General features: G+C 52.1%; 15 protein-coding genes. 2 read left to right on the forward strand and 13 right to left on the reverse strand.

Annotation, left to right across the window (positions count from 1 at the left end; all coding sequences use genetic code 11):
- From Q0W37_RS01185 to Q0W37_RS01245, 13 genes are all read right to left on the reverse strand, one after another.
- Positions 1-579, reverse strand: a complete 579-nt coding sequence (locus Q0W37_RS01185) for a phospholipid-binding protein MlaC (protein WP_297697966.1) — start codon at positions 577-579, stop codon at positions 1-3.
- A gap of 16 nt (positions 580-595) precedes the next feature.
- Positions 596-1,957 carry a TolC family protein gene (locus Q0W37_RS01190; protein WP_297697968.1) on the reverse strand — a complete coding sequence of 454 codons (1,362 nt, stop codon included), beginning with the start codon at positions 1,955-1,957 and terminating at the stop codon, positions 596-598.
- Between the two features lie 51 nt (positions 1,958-2,008).
- On the reverse strand, positions 2,009-2,710 hold the full coding sequence (locus Q0W37_RS01195; RefSeq protein WP_297697969.1) for a transglycosylase SLT domain-containing protein: 702 nt from the start codon (positions 2,708-2,710) through the stop codon (positions 2,009-2,011).
- A complete protein-coding gene (locus tag Q0W37_RS01200) occupies positions 2,700-3,389 on the reverse strand; it encodes a hypothetical protein (protein ID WP_297697970.1) in 690 nt (229 codons plus the stop codon). Before Q0W37_RS01200 ends, Q0W37_RS01195 begins: the two co-directional genes overlap by 11 nt.
- Before the next feature lie 3 nt (positions 3,390-3,392).
- Positions 3,393-5,249 (reverse strand): alpha-amylase/4-alpha-glucanotransferase domain-containing protein, encoded by a 1,857-nt coding sequence (locus Q0W37_RS01205; RefSeq protein ID WP_297697972.1) that lies wholly within the window; start codon positions 5,247-5,249, stop codon positions 3,393-3,395.
- Positions 5,250-5,278: 29 nt separating this feature from the next.
- Complete coding sequence (locus tag Q0W37_RS01210) at positions 5,279-6,352, reverse strand: acyltransferase (protein ID WP_297697974.1); 1,074 nt, start codon at positions 6,350-6,352, stop codon at positions 5,279-5,281.
- A 38-nt stretch (positions 6,353-6,390) separates the two neighbouring features.
- Positions 6,391-7,200: an alpha/beta hydrolase gene (locus Q0W37_RS01215; protein WP_297697977.1), complete on the reverse strand. Its 810-nt coding sequence runs from the start codon at positions 7,198-7,200 to the stop codon at positions 6,391-6,393.
- Between the two features lie 143 nt (positions 7,201-7,343).
- On the reverse strand, positions 7,344-8,720 hold the full coding sequence (locus Q0W37_RS01220) for a mannose-1-phosphate guanylyltransferase/mannose-6-phosphate isomerase (RefSeq protein WP_297697979.1): 1,377 nt from the start codon (positions 8,718-8,720) through the stop codon (positions 7,344-7,346).
- 16 nt (positions 8,721-8,736) lie between these two features.
- Positions 8,737-9,879, reverse strand: a complete 1,143-nt coding sequence (locus Q0W37_RS01225) for a polysaccharide biosynthesis/export family protein (protein ID WP_297697980.1) — start codon at positions 9,877-9,879, stop codon at positions 8,737-8,739.
- A gap of 20 nt (positions 9,880-9,899) precedes the next feature.
- Positions 9,900-10,346 carry a low molecular weight protein-tyrosine-phosphatase gene (locus Q0W37_RS01230; RefSeq protein WP_297697982.1) on the reverse strand — a complete coding sequence of 149 codons (447 nt, stop codon included), beginning with the start codon at positions 10,344-10,346 and terminating at the stop codon, positions 9,900-9,902.
- 33 nt (positions 10,347-10,379) lie between these two features.
- Entirely contained in the window at positions 10,380-10,943 is a 564-nt protein-coding gene (gene rfbC / locus Q0W37_RS01235) for a dTDP-4-dehydrorhamnose 3,5-epimerase (protein WP_297697984.1), read from the reverse strand.
- 153 nt (positions 10,944-11,096) lie between these two features.
- Positions 11,097-12,230, reverse strand: a complete 1,134-nt coding sequence (locus tag Q0W37_RS01240; RefSeq protein ID WP_297697986.1) for a dTDP-glucose 4,6-dehydratase — start codon at positions 12,228-12,230, stop codon at positions 11,097-11,099.
- Between the two features lie 40 nt (positions 12,231-12,270).
- Positions 12,271-13,173, reverse strand: a complete 903-nt coding sequence (locus Q0W37_RS01245; RefSeq protein WP_297697988.1) for an A24 family peptidase — start codon at positions 13,171-13,173, stop codon at positions 12,271-12,273.
- A 100-nt stretch (positions 13,174-13,273) separates the two neighbouring features.
- Here Q0W37_RS01245 and Q0W37_RS01250 point away from each other — a divergent pair, with 100 nt between their 5' ends.
- Both Q0W37_RS01250 and Q0W37_RS01255 read left to right on the forward strand, forming a co-directional pair.
- Entirely contained in the window at positions 13,274-18,592 is a 5,319-nt protein-coding gene (locus Q0W37_RS01250; RefSeq protein ID WP_297697990.1) for a hypothetical protein, read from the forward strand.
- Positions 18,592-19,050, forward strand: coding sequence for a hypothetical protein (locus Q0W37_RS01255; protein WP_297697992.1), 459 nt, complete (start codon positions 18,592-18,594; stop codon positions 19,048-19,050). The genes Q0W37_RS01250 and Q0W37_RS01255 overlap by 1 nt, the downstream gene beginning before the upstream one ends.
- Positions 19,051-19,268 lie beyond the last annotated feature (218 nt).

A 19,268-nucleotide genomic window follows, 5' to 3' on the forward strand; every position in this document is an offset into this window, starting at 1 on the left:
CTAATTCTCCGTTTCGTCAGCCTTCTTGCTGATAATGTCGATCAGTTCGGCAAAGCTCTTGTTCTTGAGAATCTGGCTGAACTGGTCCTTGTAATTGCGAGCCGTAGAAAGGTCGTCGATCACCAGGTCCCAAGCCTTCCACTTACCGTCAACAAGGCTCATCTTGTATTCCAGAACCGATTCCTTCCCCTTGTTCCACAGGTGGGCGACAACGCGGGCTTCGGAATCCCCTTTCATCTTGGCGTTTTCGTAAATCGTAGAATCGGCACGGTAAAGTTCCAAACGCTTAGCGCTAGAGTTTCGGACCATGCGCTGGAATTCGGCAACGAACTTTTCCAGGGAAGCTTCGTCCTGCGCCTTCCAGTCACTTGCCGAAAGCGACTTCTTGGCAAGCAATGCAAAATCGAAGGAATCGTTGAGCAGGTTTTTCACGCGCTCCGTTTCCTTGGCGTTTCGGCTAGACTTTTTCAAAAGCGTCTGCAGTTCCGCATCCTTTTTCTTGATAGCGGCCACGGGATCTTCGGCAGCAAAGGCGACCAAGGACGCGCAGGCAATAGCGATTAAAACTTTCTTGAACATTTTGTCTCCTTTTAACTCACTGATTCATATAAATCGTATGGAAGTCCTTGAGCGACATCCCCATTTTGGCGATCAGTTGAGCAAATTCCACGTTGTAGGCACAGACTGCAAAATAGTAATCTTTCAGCATCGTCACATTCTGCGTATAGGCGGATACCAGCTCGCCCGTCTTGGACTTGTCCAGATCGTACTGCATGGCAGCCCCCTTCAGAATCGATTCCGAGGCACGCAGGCTTTCCGTCAGGGCATCTAGCTTTTCCTTGGCGGCAACCACCTGATAGTACTGTTCTTCGGCACGCGCCATCAGACCATCCGAAGCATACGACTCTTTCAACTGCAGGGCCCTATAGTCGATTCGGCTTGCGCGGAAACCCTCCCAGTTTTTCCAGAAATTCAGGTTGTAACGCACCCCGATTCCAATGACACCATCAAGTTTGTTCACGGCATCTTCGGCAAAGGCGTTTTTCTGCAACACGCTACGGTTTCCCGCCCAGCTTTTCACGTATTCGACTTCACCCATGATAAAGAATTCGGGCGCAAGCTTTGCCTCGGCAAGATCCATTTGTAGGCGACGGGCGCGAAGTCCTGCAGAAAGCTGACGCAATTCCGGGTGGTATTTCAGGGTCAGTTCACGCACTTCATCCAGCATCGGCAAAGGTTCCTTTCGCGGAAGCAGGACGGAATCCGATGCTACAAAGGAGTCATCTTCGTCCAAATTGAGCGAAAAACGAATCGCAAGCACCACGCGACGCATTCCCAGATTCGCCTCGGCAACGCCTTCCTTGACGGTATGCATCTTGGCCTTGAGATTCAGCAGGTCCATTTGCGAGACATTCGGATCATCGTCGTCCAAAGCCTCTTCGAGCTTTTCGTAGGCTTCGTCCACCTTGGATTTAGCATCGTCTGCAATGCGGATCATTTCTTTGGCCAGCAGGTAGTTGTAGTAATAGGTCTGCAGTTCCACGTCTTTCTTGTGGACCTGATTTTCGATATCGAACGACTTCTGCTGAACATCGGCTTCGAGAGCCATTTTACCGGCGCGGTACTGCCCTAGGTTTAAAGGCTGGATAAATTTCGCCTGCACCCCCCAGTACGGCCCCATCTTGGAAAAGTCATAGACATCGACCGTGTCACCATCCTGAAGTTCTTCCTTTAAGCCAGGCGCAGGACCAACCATCATCGTCACGTTAAAGGTCGGGAGAATGGCTTCGGCCTTGAGTCTCGCAATCTGGTTTTTCTTGGCCTCGGTTCCGTGCTGCAGTTCCTTTACCTGCGGATCTTTGGCAAGGCCTTCTTCTACAAATCGCATCAGGTCGTACCGGATTTCACCGGCAAGCGAAAGCGATGCGCAGATTAGAATGAAAAGCACTCGGAACATGCGCTATAATTTAGTAAAATAGTTTTAGATGCGGTAAACACCCATCGCCCGTTATTGACCGCTTGTCTCTAAAAAGTCGATACGAGTCAAGTTTCTGTACTTGGCGACAACATGTTCGTAATAGCGCGTCGGAAGCGGTTTCCCAGATTCTAGCATACGGTCTACCGCCGAATGTCCTAAGTTGTATGCAATCAGGGCGTCTTTCCAGTTGCCGTATTTCGAAATGAGGCGGATCAGGTACGCCGTACCCACCGTCACGTTAATTTCCGGCTTGAGCAGGTCTTCTTCAGTTTCGATACTCAGCCCAAAATGCGCCCCCATTTTCTTTGCCGTTTCAAGCTTAATTTGCATAAGCCCAAGCGCCCCCGAATACGCCCCCGACTGTTTACGTCCACGCGCCTTGGGGTTTCCGTGGCTTTCCTGTGCCACCACCGACAAAATCAGGAGAGGATCGGTCGCATAGGATCTCGATATTTGCCATATTTGCTCCGTGAGCATTTCGCGCTGTTCTTCGGTCAAGCGATTCTTGGAAAGGTAGGCAAGCGCCTTGTCGATTTTGACGTAGTCCACCGTCCACTTGCCCCACTTGTTCAGTTGTTCCAAATCACCGCGCAAGGCCGTTTCCTGAAAAGCGAGGTCACGAAGTTCCGCCTGGCGGGCAAACCAATACGACACAAAGAGCCCAAGCGCCCCGAAACAAAAAACGAGGGCAACCGCAAACGAAATCGTCGAGATGTGGAAATTACTTTTCACGCCTGGTATTCTCTAGGTATTCCAGATACCCGACCCAATCCTGAATCAGCCCAAAAGAACTGAGCATCGTCGTGTCTTGAACGACACCTAACTTGCGGAGCGGACCGATCGAGGATTCCAGTTTATCGATTTCCTTGATATAGCGGTCTTTCTGGTTCTGAAGTGCAATAATCTGCGCCTGCTTATCGGAAAGTTCTCGCCCCTGCGTCGATATGATTATCAACAACGTAACTACCCAGCCCAGAATCAACGATAAGAAAGCCACCGCCACGCCGGAACTGACCGTAATACCGGAGCGGAGTCCATAATGCAGGCCAATCTGTTGCAGCTGTTTCTTGGTTCCCGATTTCTTGTAGGCGTTACGATTTTCGTACACCTCGAAAATGTTAAGGTATTTGGAGAAATAGTCCTCGAGTTCTTCCGAATCAAATATTAGAATCAGCGTAGACTTTTGCGACTTGACGCGGCTCAGGAGTTCCAGGAAAACATCCAGGTAGCGGTCGCTTGAAAAGTGTGCGTTCTGAAGATTCAAAAAGAAAAAGCAGCCTGGGCCATCGACAAGCATATCGAGTTTTTCACGCACCGCCGAAAGCTGGGCCACGCCGAGCGAACCCGACAAGGTCAGTTCCACGTCGTTTCCGCGCGATTCCACCTGGATGTCAATCAGATCGGATTTCATGCGTCACCTCTTGGAAATATGGACCGTCAGCTGGATGTCCGTTGAAACGCCCTCGGAAAGCGACATTTTCCAGAACGGGAAAATGCGGATTCCCTGCAAGGCTTCGGGTGCGGCGAGCGCGGATGCCCCGAATATCGGGGAGACCAGGAGCGAAGCCCTGGTCTTGAAATCAAGGCAGACGCGACATTCCGTGACACAATCCTTGATTTCAATCCGCGCGGCATCGGGGAATATCAGCGGATCAGAGAAGTTAAACTTGAGCGGAGCGCCGTCAACAACAATGTCCTTTCCCGTGGTACCGCAAGCGAGCAGTCCCGTTTCAAGGAGCGTTCCGAAAAATCCCTTGCGAGTTTCAGAGGACTCGCTAAAAATCCTGTACGTGAGGCCAAATTCAGAACCCGCCGCCGAAAGTTCGAAAGTCTTTTCAACAAGAAGGCGGCCTTCTCCAGATTTTTCCTGGGGATCCACCTGAAGCAGCTGGATATCCGTACCGGCATCGTGACGACGAATCTGGTAATCAAACGGATTGAGCAATACGCCTTCGCGGTCCGAAAGCAACTGGTCCAGCTTGGGAGCGGCAAGTTCCACGTTCGGAAGCACAAAGTCCAGGAATCCGACCGCAGGGTCGCCATCGTCGCGCCACGAGCTCAACAGATTATTTTCGGAGTCCTTCGCATTCAAGATGTGGAGGATTCCTCCCATAAAGTAATCCAGCAGGAATGAATACGAATGATTTTCCGCCCAGATAAACTTGCGACCTTCGAGCATGAAGTCCGCGATATCCAGGCGGATGCCGTCAAACGACGCAAGCTCGGTCAGGCGATTGGCCGCCTGAAGCAAGAAACGAGAACCCCACCAGCGCACCATGGGAGTACGCATGCCTTCGCTGTCCTGCATATCGCGGTAATAGATTGGCGACATCGCCGGCATGAGCATCTGGTAAATTTCAAGCTGTTCATGCCCCTTCAAGGAATCTTTCGCACGGTGGAAAAGCGACAGAAGCGTCTTGTGCAGCAGATTGACTTCGGGCCTTCGAATGAGCAGTTCGCGGCAGGTTTTCGCCGTAGCGGGGAGTCCAATTTTTCTCCCTGCCGAAAGCAGGAAACTGAGGCGGCCTTCCGAACTCTGCTCACTCACAACGCTTGCGACCGTCCGCGTTTCAAGTTCGTTCGTTTCGACAAAATCGATCAATCGTTCAAAAAAGGGAATGATGTCTCCGGGCTGCGGCGGAATATCCAATCCGACAACGGCTGTCTTTCCGCTGCGGCAATACGGTTCCGCAATTTCTTGCCACCTAAAATCATCGTTAGAAATGGCCTTGGACAATTTTTCCGACACGGGAACGACCCTCAAGAAGGCACCCTTGTCTTCGACGGAATACCATCCCGAAACCGACGTGGTACGGCCCAAGGCATCCTGAAGCGAAGCTTCCTGCACCAGGGCGTATTCAAAACGGTATTCCTCCAAAAGGTCGGTCATTTCCATTTCCCAGACCATCGAGGAATTGAAATATCCCGTCGGTTCGACATCGAACATTTTCCACAGAAGCCTTTCATGCTGCTTGAGTTGCATCGACTGCAGCTCTTCGGGGAAAAGCGGAAGCATCGGATCGTAATAGCCGCCCCCCAGAAGTTCAAGTTTTCCCTTTTCGATTGCCTTGCGCATTTTTTCGATTGCCTGCGACCGCGCCACCTTGCCCACCGCTTCGAGCGTCGGGCCATCCATAAACAAGGAAAAGCGCACCTTGCCCGAATCCAGCATCTTGACGACACCCGACAACAGATTTTCGGCAACGGCAGAAAGCTTGGCGTATGCCGTCGACGGCGGCAACTGCAAAACAAAAGACAGGGACGGTTTCATAGAGGAAAGAATAGTAAATTCGGAAAACTTTAAGATTTTTTCGGCGGGAATACGTCTTTCTGGGCGGTCACATGGGGCAAGAACCTTTTCATGAGCGGGATAAGGCCAAGATAAAGAAGCATTGTCCCCCCGAACACGACGGCAAGCGAAACGGAACGGGGCCAATGCACATGACTTTCTCGCAAGATCCTGATGATAATCCACTGGATCCAGCCATGCGTCACAAGGATCATAATGGAATAGCGGCCAAAATAGGAAACGAGCGGCACCTTACCGATGGCCTTCGACAAGAAAAGCACTCCAAGCGTGCCGAGAATTCCACTCAAGTAAACCTGCCATACGGGAATCCAGTAACGGTTGCTCACGTAGCTCACCGATTCGGGCGGAGCCTTGAGCGACAGTGCGGCGACGATTCCAAAACAAACTAACGCTACCGGGATATTCCAGCGGTCATACCGGGAAGGTGCCAGGATTTGGGTGTAGCGGAAAGCCGCATGCCCCGCACAGAAATATGGAACCGTAGCAAGCGACGACGCCAGGAACAAGGGCAACTTTATTCCGTAACGCCCCAGCAAAAATCCAACCATTCCTAGGAATATCGAAAGCACCACTAAAGACGCGGTCGCGTAACGCGGGAATTTTTTCGCCACGACCTTTTTCGAGACCAGGTACAAAGCATAAAACAGGAGGTTCGCCCAGAACAGGCTCAACAGGAACCATATCGGAATGTTCGGGAACGACTGTTTCCACACAAACGAAAACCACACCCCTGCACCGGGACTTGCCCGCAAATGAAAATAATGCAATACGAACGGGAATATGCACGAAAGCGTCACAAAGAAAAACGCAAACGGTATCAAGAGCTTATTGACCTTGCGCAAGCAAAAGTCAAAGAAACCGGCGTATTCCTTAAAAAAAAGACCCGACAGGAAAAAATACAGCGGCATCCGAAAAGACGACACGGCCTCTTTAAGCGGATACGTTTCGAGCCCCCAGGTACTTGCCACATGGTGCCAGACCACAAACATAATGCAAAAGCCCTTGGCCAAATCGACAAAGGCGAATCGCGGCTTTGCAGCAGATGTCAGCACGGGAGAATCCATACCGTCTTAAAAACCTTCCTGACGTAATCGAGCGGCTTTTATCTTTCCAGAAAATCAAAGATGCGTTTCTTGTAGTCGCTCAATTCATCGAATACGGCGTGTCCACAATCTTCGTATATGTAAGATTCGCAAGGAACCCCTTCGGCCTTTAACTTGTCCGCAAGCTTTACGGATGCCTCGCACGTTGTGACACGGTCTTTACCCGCCCCGAGAACAAGCGTCGGACACTTGATTTTTCCAAGGTCGTCGTAGGTGTTCACGAAATCGCAGGCATGCGCGAATATGGCGAAATTGTCCATTTCGGCATCCGTGACGACCTCGTACATAGCCATCAGCGCACGACGGTAACGTGCCGCGAATTTTTCGGAAAAGCAGTTGTCTATAAACGATTCGACCAGTTCGCTCGCCTTGTGGGCCTCGGCGAGGCGCGCCCAGTTACCGATCGTTTCCAGCTGCAGGGGTTCCGCACACGAAGTCGACGAGCCGAGAACAAGCTTTCTTACAACCTGCGGATAACGAATCGCGATGTACTGAGCAATCATCCCCCCTTGCGACACGCCGAAGATATCGGCTTTTTCGATTCCGATTACCTTGAGAGCTGCCACCTGGTCGTCTGCCATCTGTTCGAGCGAATAACCTTTCTCAGCCCCTTTTTTACGATCGAAAAAATAGAGCGTATAGTCATTCAGAAAAACCTTATAGGGAACGCTGAAGGAATTCGCATAATTCAAGGGATCCTTGATGGAAATTCCGGGGATAATCACCAGCGGCTTTTCGCCAGAACCAATCTTGGCGTAATCCATTTCGAAAGAGTCCGTACGGACAGTATGTACAAGAGAATCGCTCATAGCTGAAATATAGTTACTAGTTACTAGCTGATAGTTACTAGACAAAAAAAGCGACACGCTAAAAACAATAAAAACTGGCCAAAAAATTTTCAGCCAGCTTTCAATAGAACTAGTAACTTGGAACAGTCCCGAAGGGACGTCCGTTAGTTTCTATGGAAGTCATCCTCGACGCGGATGATGTCGTCTTCACCCGTGTACTCACCCACCTGGACTTCGACGATGACGAGCGGGAGCTTGCCTTCGTTCTGCAGGCGGTGAACTTCGCCTACCGGGATGTAGGTCGATTCGTTCGGACGCACATAGAACACGTTCTTGCCGACAGTCACCGTTGCTGTACCGCTTACGACCACCCAGTGTTCCGAGCGGTGCAGGTGCTTCTGCAAAGAGAGGCGCTTGCCCGGTTTCACCACGATACGCTTCATCTTGTAGCGTTCGGTGGATTCGAGCACGGAATAGGTTCCCCACGGGCGGCTTACCGTCTGCGGGACATTGATCAGGTCAGAACCACGTTGCTTGAGTTCTTCGACGACTTTCTTGACCTTCTGGCTACTCGAAAGCGGGGCGACGAGAAGCGCATCCGGAGTATCCACAATCAGCATCTTGTCGAGGTCGATTGTCGCGATAGCACGCTGCGAACCCATCACCAGGGAATTCTTGGAATCCACCGCAATATGTCGCGGGTTCACGTTGTTGCCGTTTTCGTCGTGCGGATATTCACCGTAGAGGCTGTCGAAACTACCCAGATCGCTCCAGCCGATGTCGCTTGGGACCACCTTCACCTTGGAAGATTTTTCCATCACGGCGTAGTCGATTGAGTTCGACGGGATAGCCATCATATCGTCGCGGGTAATGCGGATAGGATCGCCGTCTTCCACCGGGGCATTTGCAAGCGCCTTCTGGGCAGCCGCAAGCATTTCCGGGGAATACTTGCCGAGTTCAGCGAGGAACGTTTTCGCCTTGAAGCAGAAGATACCACTATTCCAGTAGAAGTTACCGGAGAGCAGGTACTTTTCGGCGGTGGCACGGTCCGGCTTTTCGACAAAGCGCTTGACGTCTTCACCGGAGGCCTCAATGTAGCCATAACCGGTCTCGGGGCTCGTCGGCGTAATGCCAAACGTCACCAGGTTCCCCGCTTCGGCGAGTTCCTGCGCACGGAGCAGCACCTTCTTGTATTCATCCTTCTTACGAATCACGTGGTCCGAGGGGGACACGAGAACAATCGTTTCGGGATTCAGGGTAAGGCAAGCAAGAGCAATCGCGGGAGCGGTGTTACGGCCCACGGGTTCCAGCAGGAACTTGCTGTTCGTCATGCCTTCCATTTCGAGCTGATCCTTCGCGAGGAAGAACTGGTCGGCGTTAGAAACAATAAACTGAGATTCGCAGACTGCGGAGTTGGTAACCACCGTCTTTCTAAACAGGGACTGTCCGTCAAAAAGCGGAGCGAACTGCTTGGGCATCAAGGAGCGGCTCACGGGCCAAAGTCTAGTGCCGCTTCCACCACAGAGAATCAGATTAACCATACGCTACCACGCCTTACTATTTCTTATCATCCGAGAAGTAGTCGTCCTTGGCTACGTGAATATGGTGGGCTGTCAGAGCACCATAGTAGACCGTCTGGACAGACGGGAGGATCAAGCTGATCATACGGTTCCATGTAGCAAGATCAGAGGCATCCACATAGACCACGTCGCGAGAACTCAGCTTGAAGCGGTCTGCCATGGCAAGAGCCATCGCATTCTTGGAATTCAGCTGGAACACGTCGATCTGCTTTTCTGAGGTATTACGGATAACATAAACTCCGCGGGAGGTGGCGTTCACCGCCTGCAGACCGCCGGCAGCGGCGAGCGCTTCAGCCAAGGTCAGGTTCCCGTTATAGATATTGACAATGCCGGACTTGGCGACTTCACCCATCACGTAGACCTTCTGGTCTTTCTGCGTTTCAGTAAGCGAAGGCACGAAGATCTGGTCGTTGGGCTGCACCACGAGGCGTTCAAGGGGAAGATTCGACTTGAAGGCGTCCAGGTAATTGATATTGTAGATCTTTTCGCCACGACGAAGCTGCATGGCAGATGCATCAGCCACGTTAGAGAAACCGCCTACATTGGCGATAGCATCGGGGAGGGTCATCGGGTTTTCATTAAAGGAGATAAAGCCCGGCTTTGCAACAGCGCCCGCTACGAAAGCCTTCCGGCTATTATATCCGGTCACGCGGACATCCACCTGAGGATCGTTCAAGATCTTGTCAGAGAGACGCTTCGTGATTTCGGCACGGAGTTCCTGCGCCGTAAGACCGGCCGCCTGAAGTTCACCTGCATACGGGTAGAACAGCTTACCGTCGGTCGTCACCTTCTGGCCTGCCGGCTGGTACTGACCCATAGGAGATGTCAGTTCCGGGTGTTCCCACACCACCACCTGAACCATGTCCAGAGGTCCGATGCGGTATTCAAGAGCAGGGAGAGAATCCACCAACAGGTCCTTCAAGTCGCCCTGACTATCGGAACCATCCGCGCTGGCAACGGCATTTTCCATTTCACCAGCATCAATATTGTGAACGAACACCTTCATGCCATTGTATTCGGCAGCATCGTCAGGCAGGCTCATTCGCATTTGCGGTCCAAGAGCGCAACCACTCAAAACGGCAGCAGCACCGGCGCAAAGACCCAAAACAACTTTCTTCATAAATTAACCCTTTGGACCAGTTACGCCTGGCCTTCGCTTTCTTTGATTTTTTGTACCCAGTACGGGGTCAGTTTAGAGATAAAATTCCATGCCAAGACAAAGGCGTTTTCTGGACGGCGGTACGGGTCGGGAACATCGACACGTTGCGGTTCACCGTAACGGAACACCTTGCCTTCGAGCCAAGGATAGCGGTGCAGCAGATCCATCTTGTGACCGTTTTCCATCACCAAAATAAGGTCTGCCCACTTGAGAATATCCAAATTGATTTGGCGTGCGCGATGCGCACTCATATCGATACCGTGCTCCAGCGCAATCTTTTGGCTGAGTTCATGGGCCGGATGGTCGACCAGCGCTCCGAGGCCAGCACTCATCACTTCAAATTCGGGACCCAGTTCTTTCTTGAGGCAGTATTCGCCCGTAGGACTGCGGCAAATGTTGCCAGTACATACAACTAAAATGTGTTTCATTAGTACTTAAAATAGAAAAAAATTATCTAGAACTTAGAGTTCAAAGGCAAAGCCCAAGTCCTTGAGCGCCGGATTCTTGGTATCCTTTTCAGAAAGCAGCGGCTCAAAACCATTGCCCACCGGCCACTCGATACCGATTTCGGGGTCATTCCACATCAGGCCACCTTCGTCCTTCGGGTCGTAGAGGCGAGTGCACTTGTACACAAACGTCGCCGTTTCGCTAAGCACCACGAACCCGTGAGCGAATCCTTCGGGAATGTAGAACTGCTTCTTGTTTTCAGCAGAAAGCACGACACCTTCCCACTTGCCAAACGTCGGACTCCCCTTGCGAAGGTCAACGGCTACGTCAAAGACTTCACCCTCGATGACGCGGACAAGCTTTCCCTGCGGGTTCTTCTTCTGGAAATGAAGTCCGCGAAGAACGCCCTTCTTACTGCGGGATTCATTGTCCTGCACAAAGACCATGTCGAGGCCTGCGGCATCGAATTCCGCCTTGTTGTAGGTTTCCATAAAGTAGCCGCGATGGTCGCCATAGACCGTCGGCTCGACGATTGTTACACCTTCGATAGAGGTTTTGATGAAATTGAATTTAGACATAAAAAATCTCCGATTTTTCAGCTATGAGCAATGAGGTCGGTCGCATAGCTCCCTCTGAGGTATGAGTTTTTATAATCGCGCCACAGGCGCCATACTTTAGCTCAAAGCGACAAACGTCGCGACCTCAAAGGGCAAAGCCCGACCTCACACCTCTTACCTATTCTTATACATCGTTTCGTAATACTTTTCGTAGTCGCCGCTGGTGATGTTGTCGAGCCATTCCTGGTTGTCGAGGTACCAGCGCACCGTCTTTTCGATGCCTTCCTCGAACTGCAGCGACGGTTCCCAGCCGAGTTCCTTCTGGAGCTTGGTGGAGTCGATGGCGTAGCGGGCGTCGTGGCCCAGGCGGTCCGTCACGTAGGTGATGAGGTTCAAGTCTTCGCCCTCGGCACGGCCAAGGAGCTTATCGACGGTCTTGATGACGACCTTGATAATGTCGATGTTCTTCCATTCGTTGAAGCCGCCGATGTTGTAGGTTTCGGCAATCTTTCCGTTGTGGAAAATCACGTCGATGGCGCGGGCGTGGTCTTCGACAAAGAGCCAGTCGCGGACGTTTTCACCCTTGCCGTAAACCGGGAGCGGCTTCTTGTGGCGGATGTTGTTGATGAAAAGCGGAATCAGCTTTTCGGGGAACTGGTACGGACCGTAATTGTTGGAGCAGTTCGTGACAATCGTCGGCATGCCGTAGGTGTCGTGGAAGGCGCGAACGAAGTGGTCGGAGCCGGCCTTCGATGCGGAATACGGGCTGTGCGGCGTGTACTTGGTGGTTTCGTAGAAGAAATCGTCACCGTAGGCCAAGTGATGTTCCGAGCTGGAGGCCGTCGTCGTGAACGGAGGCGTGATGCCTTCCGGGTGGTTCATCTTGAGGGCACCGTAGACTTCATCGGTCGAAATGTGGTAGAAGCGCTTGCCTTCGTACTTTTCAGGGAGGCTTTCCCAGTAGAGCTTCGCGGCCTGCAAAAGCGTGAGCGTGCCCATCACGTTCGTCTTCGCAAAGGTGAACGGGTCCTTGATGGAGCGGTCTACGTGGCTTTCGGCAGCGAGATGGATGATGCCGTCGACTTTTTCGTCTTGCATGAGTTTGTAGAAGGCGTCAAAGTCGCAAATATCCATCTTCACGAACTTGTAGTTCGGCTTATTTTCAATATCCTTGAGATTAGCGAGGTTACCCGCGTAGGTAAGCTTATCGAGGTTGATAATCTTGTATTCCGGGTACTTGTTCACAAAAAGGCGCACCACGTGGCTTCCGATAAAACCCGCACCGCCGGTAATCACGATATTCTTCATACTTTTCTCCAATAGGATTCGCTGCGACAATATAAAAAAACTATTCGCCCAAAATAAGTTTTAAGTAAAGTTCTTTTAGCAAATCGCCCCACAAATACATAAATGGTGCAGCAAAAGCCAAAAATGGACCAAAAGGAATCTGTCCGGCACCTTCATCTTCCTCGTTTTCCGCGGAATCGTCTTTATTCTGCGAAGCCTTGCCTTGAGCTGCCTTTTTAGCGGCGCGGCGTTCGGCAATCTTTGCATACGGCACCATGACGACAATTCCAAGGATAGAGGCCACCACCAGGACTTCCACGGCGCGGGTAAGCCCCATCAGGGCGCCAAAGCCCGCCAGGAGCTTGACATCTCCAAAACCCATCGCGGGCTTATTGAGAAGCTTTGTCGCAACAAAACCGAGCAGATAAAGCCCGCCCCCCGCAACCAGGGCACCCACGATACTCTGGACAGGCGTGATGCCGCCCGGAATAAACGAGATTACAAGACCTGCGACAATGCCGCCCACCGAAATGGAATCGGGAATTAGTTTATACTTAAAGTCAACGGCGCTCACCGGATAAATGCCCAGCAGGAGCCAGAACAGGGCAAGCGCATCGGCCCACACGCTCCAGTCCGTGACAGGAGACCAGAAATCCGTCGTAAAGCCCGTCGCCGCATAGAGGGCAAGCGCCCCCAGAAGCCCGCACAGGGATTCACCGATAGGATATATGATACTGATGGGCTGTTTGCAGCAGGCGCTCCTGCCCCGCAAGATGAGCCAGCCCACAATCGGCAAGTTGTAGTAGAGCGGAATGTGCTTTTTGCAAAGTGGACAGTGCGAAGGCGGATTCACCAGAGAAATTCCTCGCGGCATACGGTAGACAATCACGTTGTAAAAGCTGCCTACGCAGGCGCCCAGCACAAAAAATACGGCAAGACTGTACCAAAGGGGTATTTCTTCCATAAAACAGACTCCATCGGTGTTCTTTATCACACACGCTTTTCGATTAAAAAAGATAGATTTTAAGAGGAATTATTGTACTACAGTTATTTAAGGATGTGCTATGCGTGTACCCCATTTTTTATTGTTGTCCCTCGGTCTTTGTACCCTAATGGCCCTTTTCGGATGTTCAAGGGAATCTTCGGTCAAGGAAAACGTGAACCTGAAGAACAACCACTCCCGCGTATTCGTGTTTAATACGCCTATCGAGGACCCGCAGGCATTTGCCGACTCGATCGCAAATACCGTACCGATCGAAAGCGACACCATCCCGGACACGCTTATTGTCACCGTGAACGATACGGTCTACCTGATAGGTCTTTTGCCCTACCACGTGGACAAGATTTACGGTTTCCAGTGGACATTCACCAAGGCTGACGGCAAGGACACCATTATTACAGGCGACCACGCCAAGCCCGAGTCCTGGGCTTACGCAAACCCCGGCCTATACGAGCCCAAGTTCGTCGCCTTTGACGGCAACAACGCTACAGACACCGCCGGAACGGCGACACGTAAGGCATGGGTCCTGGTTATCGATACAAAGCCCAAACTCTGGGTTCCCAAGGACACCCTGTGGACACGCCATGACGGCGACATCACCTTCCCGATTCTTGCAAGTGATTCCTTCGGCACAATCAAAAGCGTCATGATCGATTTGGACGGAAGCGGCAAGGACGCCCCGAAAGTCACAAAGTACGAGACCTTCGAAGACAACGATTCGCTCTACCTGACCGTAAAGAACGACCCCTCCAAGATGGATTCGCTCGGAAACCAGACCGTTTACGTGATTGTCACCGATGACGACGACAACGAGACCCTGGACAGCGTCCACCTGCATTTCAACAGGGTACCGAGGCTAAAGGTTATCTACCCGTACGACGGAGCACGTCACAACATCAATGACCGTTTTTATTTCTACTACGAAGGCGAAGACGACGACAATCCGCAGAACCTTCAGTATTTCATCTACGCACAGGTTTCCAGAAACGGACAACCTCCGCAGAAGGCTTTTACCGAAGGCGACCTGATTGCAAGTGAATTCACGTCGAACATTTTTGAACCCAGGGACAAGAGCGGCAATAACGTCATCACCCTGATAAACGACCCGAACAAGCAGCTGACGGGACGCATCTACTGGGATATGTATGTGACCGACGGTTACGACATCACCCGCCTCGCAAGAATTTCGAGCGACAATAACAAGAGCCGCCCCTGGAATTTCTACATCGGCGACCTGAGTTCTTCGCAGGGAACATTCACGGGTGTCGCCAAATACCAGGGACGCGACACCCATGCGGGAATCCACGTCGAGTTCAACAACGGCAACAAGACCTTCGACACCTACACCGACGAAAAGGGTAACTACTCCGTGAAAGTCGATGTCGGAGAATACATGGCCTCGGCATCGCCGGTTTTGCAATACGAGTTCAAAAGTGCAAAGATCAAGAACAAGCTGTTCATTGAATCGGGCAACACCATCAAAGTCGACGAGATGTTCCTGAAGGACACCGTACCGCCGACGATTATCGTGAAAAACATCGACACCCTCAGGAGCCGCGAATACACGCAGACCATTTACGCCCGCGACCTGGGCGCATACCTGGCCTCGGTGAGCGCCTCGATCGACGGGAAATCGAAAAAGATTTCTTGCAGCAAGAGCGACAACGACGCCATTTTCAACTGCGAACTCGGCCTGTCGAACCTGACCGATGGAGACCATAATTTCACCTACACGGCAAAAGACGTCGCCGGCAACGTGGAAACGCTCCGGCAAAAGATAACCGTGAGCGCGACAAAGATTTCCTTAAATGTAAACGGGGCACAAAACGAAAGAATCGGAAACGATGGCAAGCTGACGTTCTCGGCCCAAATTTCCGGAGCCTACCCCGCGGCCGACTCGATCGAATGGAGCTGGAACACCGAAAAAGGAAACAAATCGAAGGTCGCGGCAATCGACCAGGAAGGTTTCGCAAGTTTCACCCTGAATTACGCGGACATTGCAGGCGACCTCCTTACCGACAAGGATTACTTCATGAAAGCCTCTTACGTAAGAAACGGGGCTAACGTGAGTACCCAAGTGAAGTTCGGCCTATTCGGCGACAAGCCCGCCGTTTACTTTACGGAACCCGGTTTCGAGGAAACGGTCAGCATGAACGACCCCGTCTACTTCAAGGTTTCTGCAAACCGAGGCGTCAACAGTTCCGATATAACCGTCAGCTGGGAATGCCCGGATATCGCAGAAGGCTACAGTTGCCCAGGCAACAACGCCATGGAAGGAAGCCTAGCCTTTAAGAGCGTCGGCATTCACAAGGTCGTCGTCAAGGTGAAAGACGACAAGAACGAAACCGCCGAGGACAGCATTTTTGTAAACGTCATTAGCGATGCCCCCTCCATAACGGTTTCCACTGACAGCAAGACCAACGAATACAAGATCAATAGCATCGTGGACGTCAAGGTGGATGCAAGCGACAAGTTCGGCACCATCAACAAGATCGTGTGGGGCTGTAGCAACGGAAAAATCTCATTCGACCAGGAATATCCGTTCGACACGCCCACAAAGGAAGTGAGCAACCTGGTCCTCAAGAACCAGCTCCCCGGTTCCGAGACGACGAACTACCGTTGCGTATTCAAGGCGATAGACGATGACGGCGAAGAAGGGGCGGACACGCTTACCTTTAGCACGTTGCTCGACTTGCCGACAGTCCGCCTCGCCACCAAAAAGGACACGGTCAAGATCAATTCCAACCAGCTTCTCAAAGCAATCGCAAGCGACAAGCTCGGCTACATTACCCAGTACGAATACGCCTGTAGCGACAGGCTTGCCGAACTCAAGAACCCCGACTGGAATCTGATGGACAACGCGGAAACGTACGCCCGCATGCCCTCTACGGCGGCAAAGGCCTACTACTGCGTGGTCCGGGTGACCGATGACGACGGCAACACCGCCAAGGATACCGCTGAATACAAGGTAATCGTCGGACTTCCGACCGTAACCGCCACGGTCAACCACAGCAGGGTCACCATCAGGGATGTCGTGGAACTGAACGCGGCCGCACAGGATTCGCTGGGTTCGCTCGTAAAATACGAATGGGGCTGCGGCGCAGCATCGGCAGAAAACATCGGTTTCACCTACAGTTCACCGACAACGCCGCGCACCTTCATGACCATGCCCGCCACTCCGCAGAACGGTTACCTCTGCATTGTGCGCGTCACGGACGACGACGGAAATACCGCGAAGGACACCGTATCGATAGACATTATCCTCGCGCCCCCTACCATCGAAGTCGCTAACGACAGCATCACCGTACGCGAAGGCTACAACATCGCCCTAAACGCAACGGCGCGCGACAACAACAACCTACCCTCTGACCCGGGCGAAATCGCCAAGAAGGAATGGAGCTGCGGAACCTCCGAACAAATTGCAGACAACTGGAAATCGGTTAGCTCGTTTGATACCGTGTGGAAAGCTCCCGCCGCCCAGGGAAAATTCTACTGCGTTGCACGGGCAACCGACAACGACGGAAACATCGCAACCGACACCGTTTATATCAGTTTTTCGACAGAAGTTCCGCTCATCTGGGTCAAGGAAGATTTGATCTACATCAACGTCGGAGACTATTTCGACCTAGACGCCTCGGTCAATACCGTGTGGCAGGGAATCGACTGGTTCACCTGGGAATGTATAGACAAGAAGACCGGCAAGAGCCTGGAATCGAAAGTCACCAAGTTCGACTACGCACGAAACGGCAAGTCCTTTGGAATTAGGAAAGATTCGACATACTCCGAAAAAGAAAAGGATATGTACTGTATCGTATCGGCTCAGGAGACCAGCACCAAGGTGACCTTCAGCGACACCACCGAAGTCCGCCTGATGCAGCACCACCCCAAGGGTGTCATCTCCGCCGCAGACACCGTCTACCTGTGGAGCGGCGACGAATCGGTCGACGACGAGGCGCTCTATTTCTACTCGCCGGAATGGAACGGCAAGAAATCCGAAATGGGCGACCTGGGCGTAAAGAACATGCAGGATTACTGGTGGAACTTCAGCAACGTGGACAAGAACTTCTACCAGGGAAACAGCGACGGTAGCCTCGACACAAGCATTGCCGAATTCAACACCGCGTTTATCCGTAAGACCCAGGAAGGTTCCATCACTATTTCGCTGGACTACCGCGATTCCACATCGACCGCACCCACACGCAGTTTCTACAGCAGGCACCGCGCCGAAGAAGTCCACCGCACGGTCTATTTCCGCAAGGCCTGGGAAAACCTGGGCAAGGATACGGTTATCGCGGCCTCGACCATGAATACGGCGCCGTCGATTTCGCTTGCAAACGGAAAACCCGTCATCGCCTTCCTCGAAAGCGAGAAGCAGGTGAAAGCGATGCGGCTCGATGGAAACGCATGGAAAAGCATCGGATCGGCTAGCACGACGGACTCCGTGACGCAAATCAGCACCACCGTCCACGGAGGCAACCTGTACATTGCAGCCCTCAGTCGCGACGGCAAGTTGCTTGTATTCAAGTCCGCAGGAACCACATCGCCACTCGCGAAAGTCGGCACCGACACCCTGAAGAACGTGATTGCCGCAAAAATCATCAGCAAGGAATCGGACAGCTACCCGCACATTGCCCTGATTAGCGGCGAGAACAAGGTAATCTACCTGTACGACTTTGACGGATCCACGTGGAGCAGGAACACGAAATTCAACAAGTTCGAACAGAATCCGGGCTTCGGCGAAATCGACGCGCTCTACAACGACAACGACGAACTGGTCGTCCTCGGTGTGACTACAGGCCATATCGCCTACTACAGCTACAACAAGCCAACCTACGAAACCATTCGCCAGAACGGATTCAGCGCCCTGAACGTAAGCCAGGCTCACATCTTTACCGAAGGTGAAAACATCTACCTGGGTTACCTTAGCCGCGACTACAACAACTACGGTCCGCGAATGGGTCAAGGCCGCTTCACCAGTACCGAAATTTTCTGGATAAAGGCCGGTGAAGGAAACAGCAGGGTGTTCGAGACCTTCCCCATCAAGGACGGCATGATCGCCTACCATATCCATTTCGCCATCCACAACGGAATCATCTACGCAGCACTCGACGACAACGGACGTTCTACGCTGTCGCAGGTACACGTCTACCGTTACGAAAACAACAAGTGGCACCTGCACGGCGAAAACCAGCTGCCCTATTTCAACACGGTATTCTACAAGCGAAACAGCTACTACCTCCGTGGATCGAACCCGATGCTTGCCATCGACGGATCCGGAAAGATTTACCTATCCATGATCGCCCGCGAAAACGCTGGCGGCAACAACCGCAACAACGGCCCGCTCGTCATGAAATACGTGGCCGACAACTGGGAGATTAAATAATGAATATTGAAATTGCCGCAATCTGTGACGCAGCCACCGCCAACGGAGCAGGTGGACGCCTGAACATCCTGGGGGCATTTGACCGTATTTTTGCAGCATTTCCGCTGGTCGTTCCGCAATGTTCGACAGCCTTTAGAATCCGCTATTCACGCAGCGAAGCCGGCCTCCACGACCTTTCGCTCGTATTCGAGGACGTGTGCGGAAAGCCGATTGTTCCCCCGATGCAGTCCAAGATTCCGCTGGAACCCGTTGCCCAGGGTTTCGATACCGCCGCGGTCAACATGGTGCTGAACCTGCAGAGGCTTACAATCAAGCGCCCCGACAAGTACATGATCCGCCTGATTATCGACGGCGAGGAACTGGCAAGCATTCCGCTGTACGCTCTCGAAGCCCCCAAGAAGCAGGGCGGAGACGAGAACCAGCCCATTGCCGAAGGCGAGCAGGAACTTCCCAACTAGTTCCCCATTGTAGATATTTCACAACATCGTCTGCAAAAACATTCCACAACGTCTAAATGCCGATTTTGAACGAAAATCGGCATTTTTTTGCTTTTCCAAAGTTAAAAGTAAAGAACCGTTTACCTTTGTTGAGAATTTTGCACCGCTAATTTTCAACGGTTACACTATTTTATTTACACCGCCCCTTTAAGAATTTAATTTCAGGAAAAACAACCCCA

Source organism: uncultured Fibrobacter sp., from assembly GCF_947166265.1.
Classification (GTDB): domain Bacteria; phylum Fibrobacterota; class Fibrobacteria; order Fibrobacterales; family Fibrobacteraceae; genus Fibrobacter.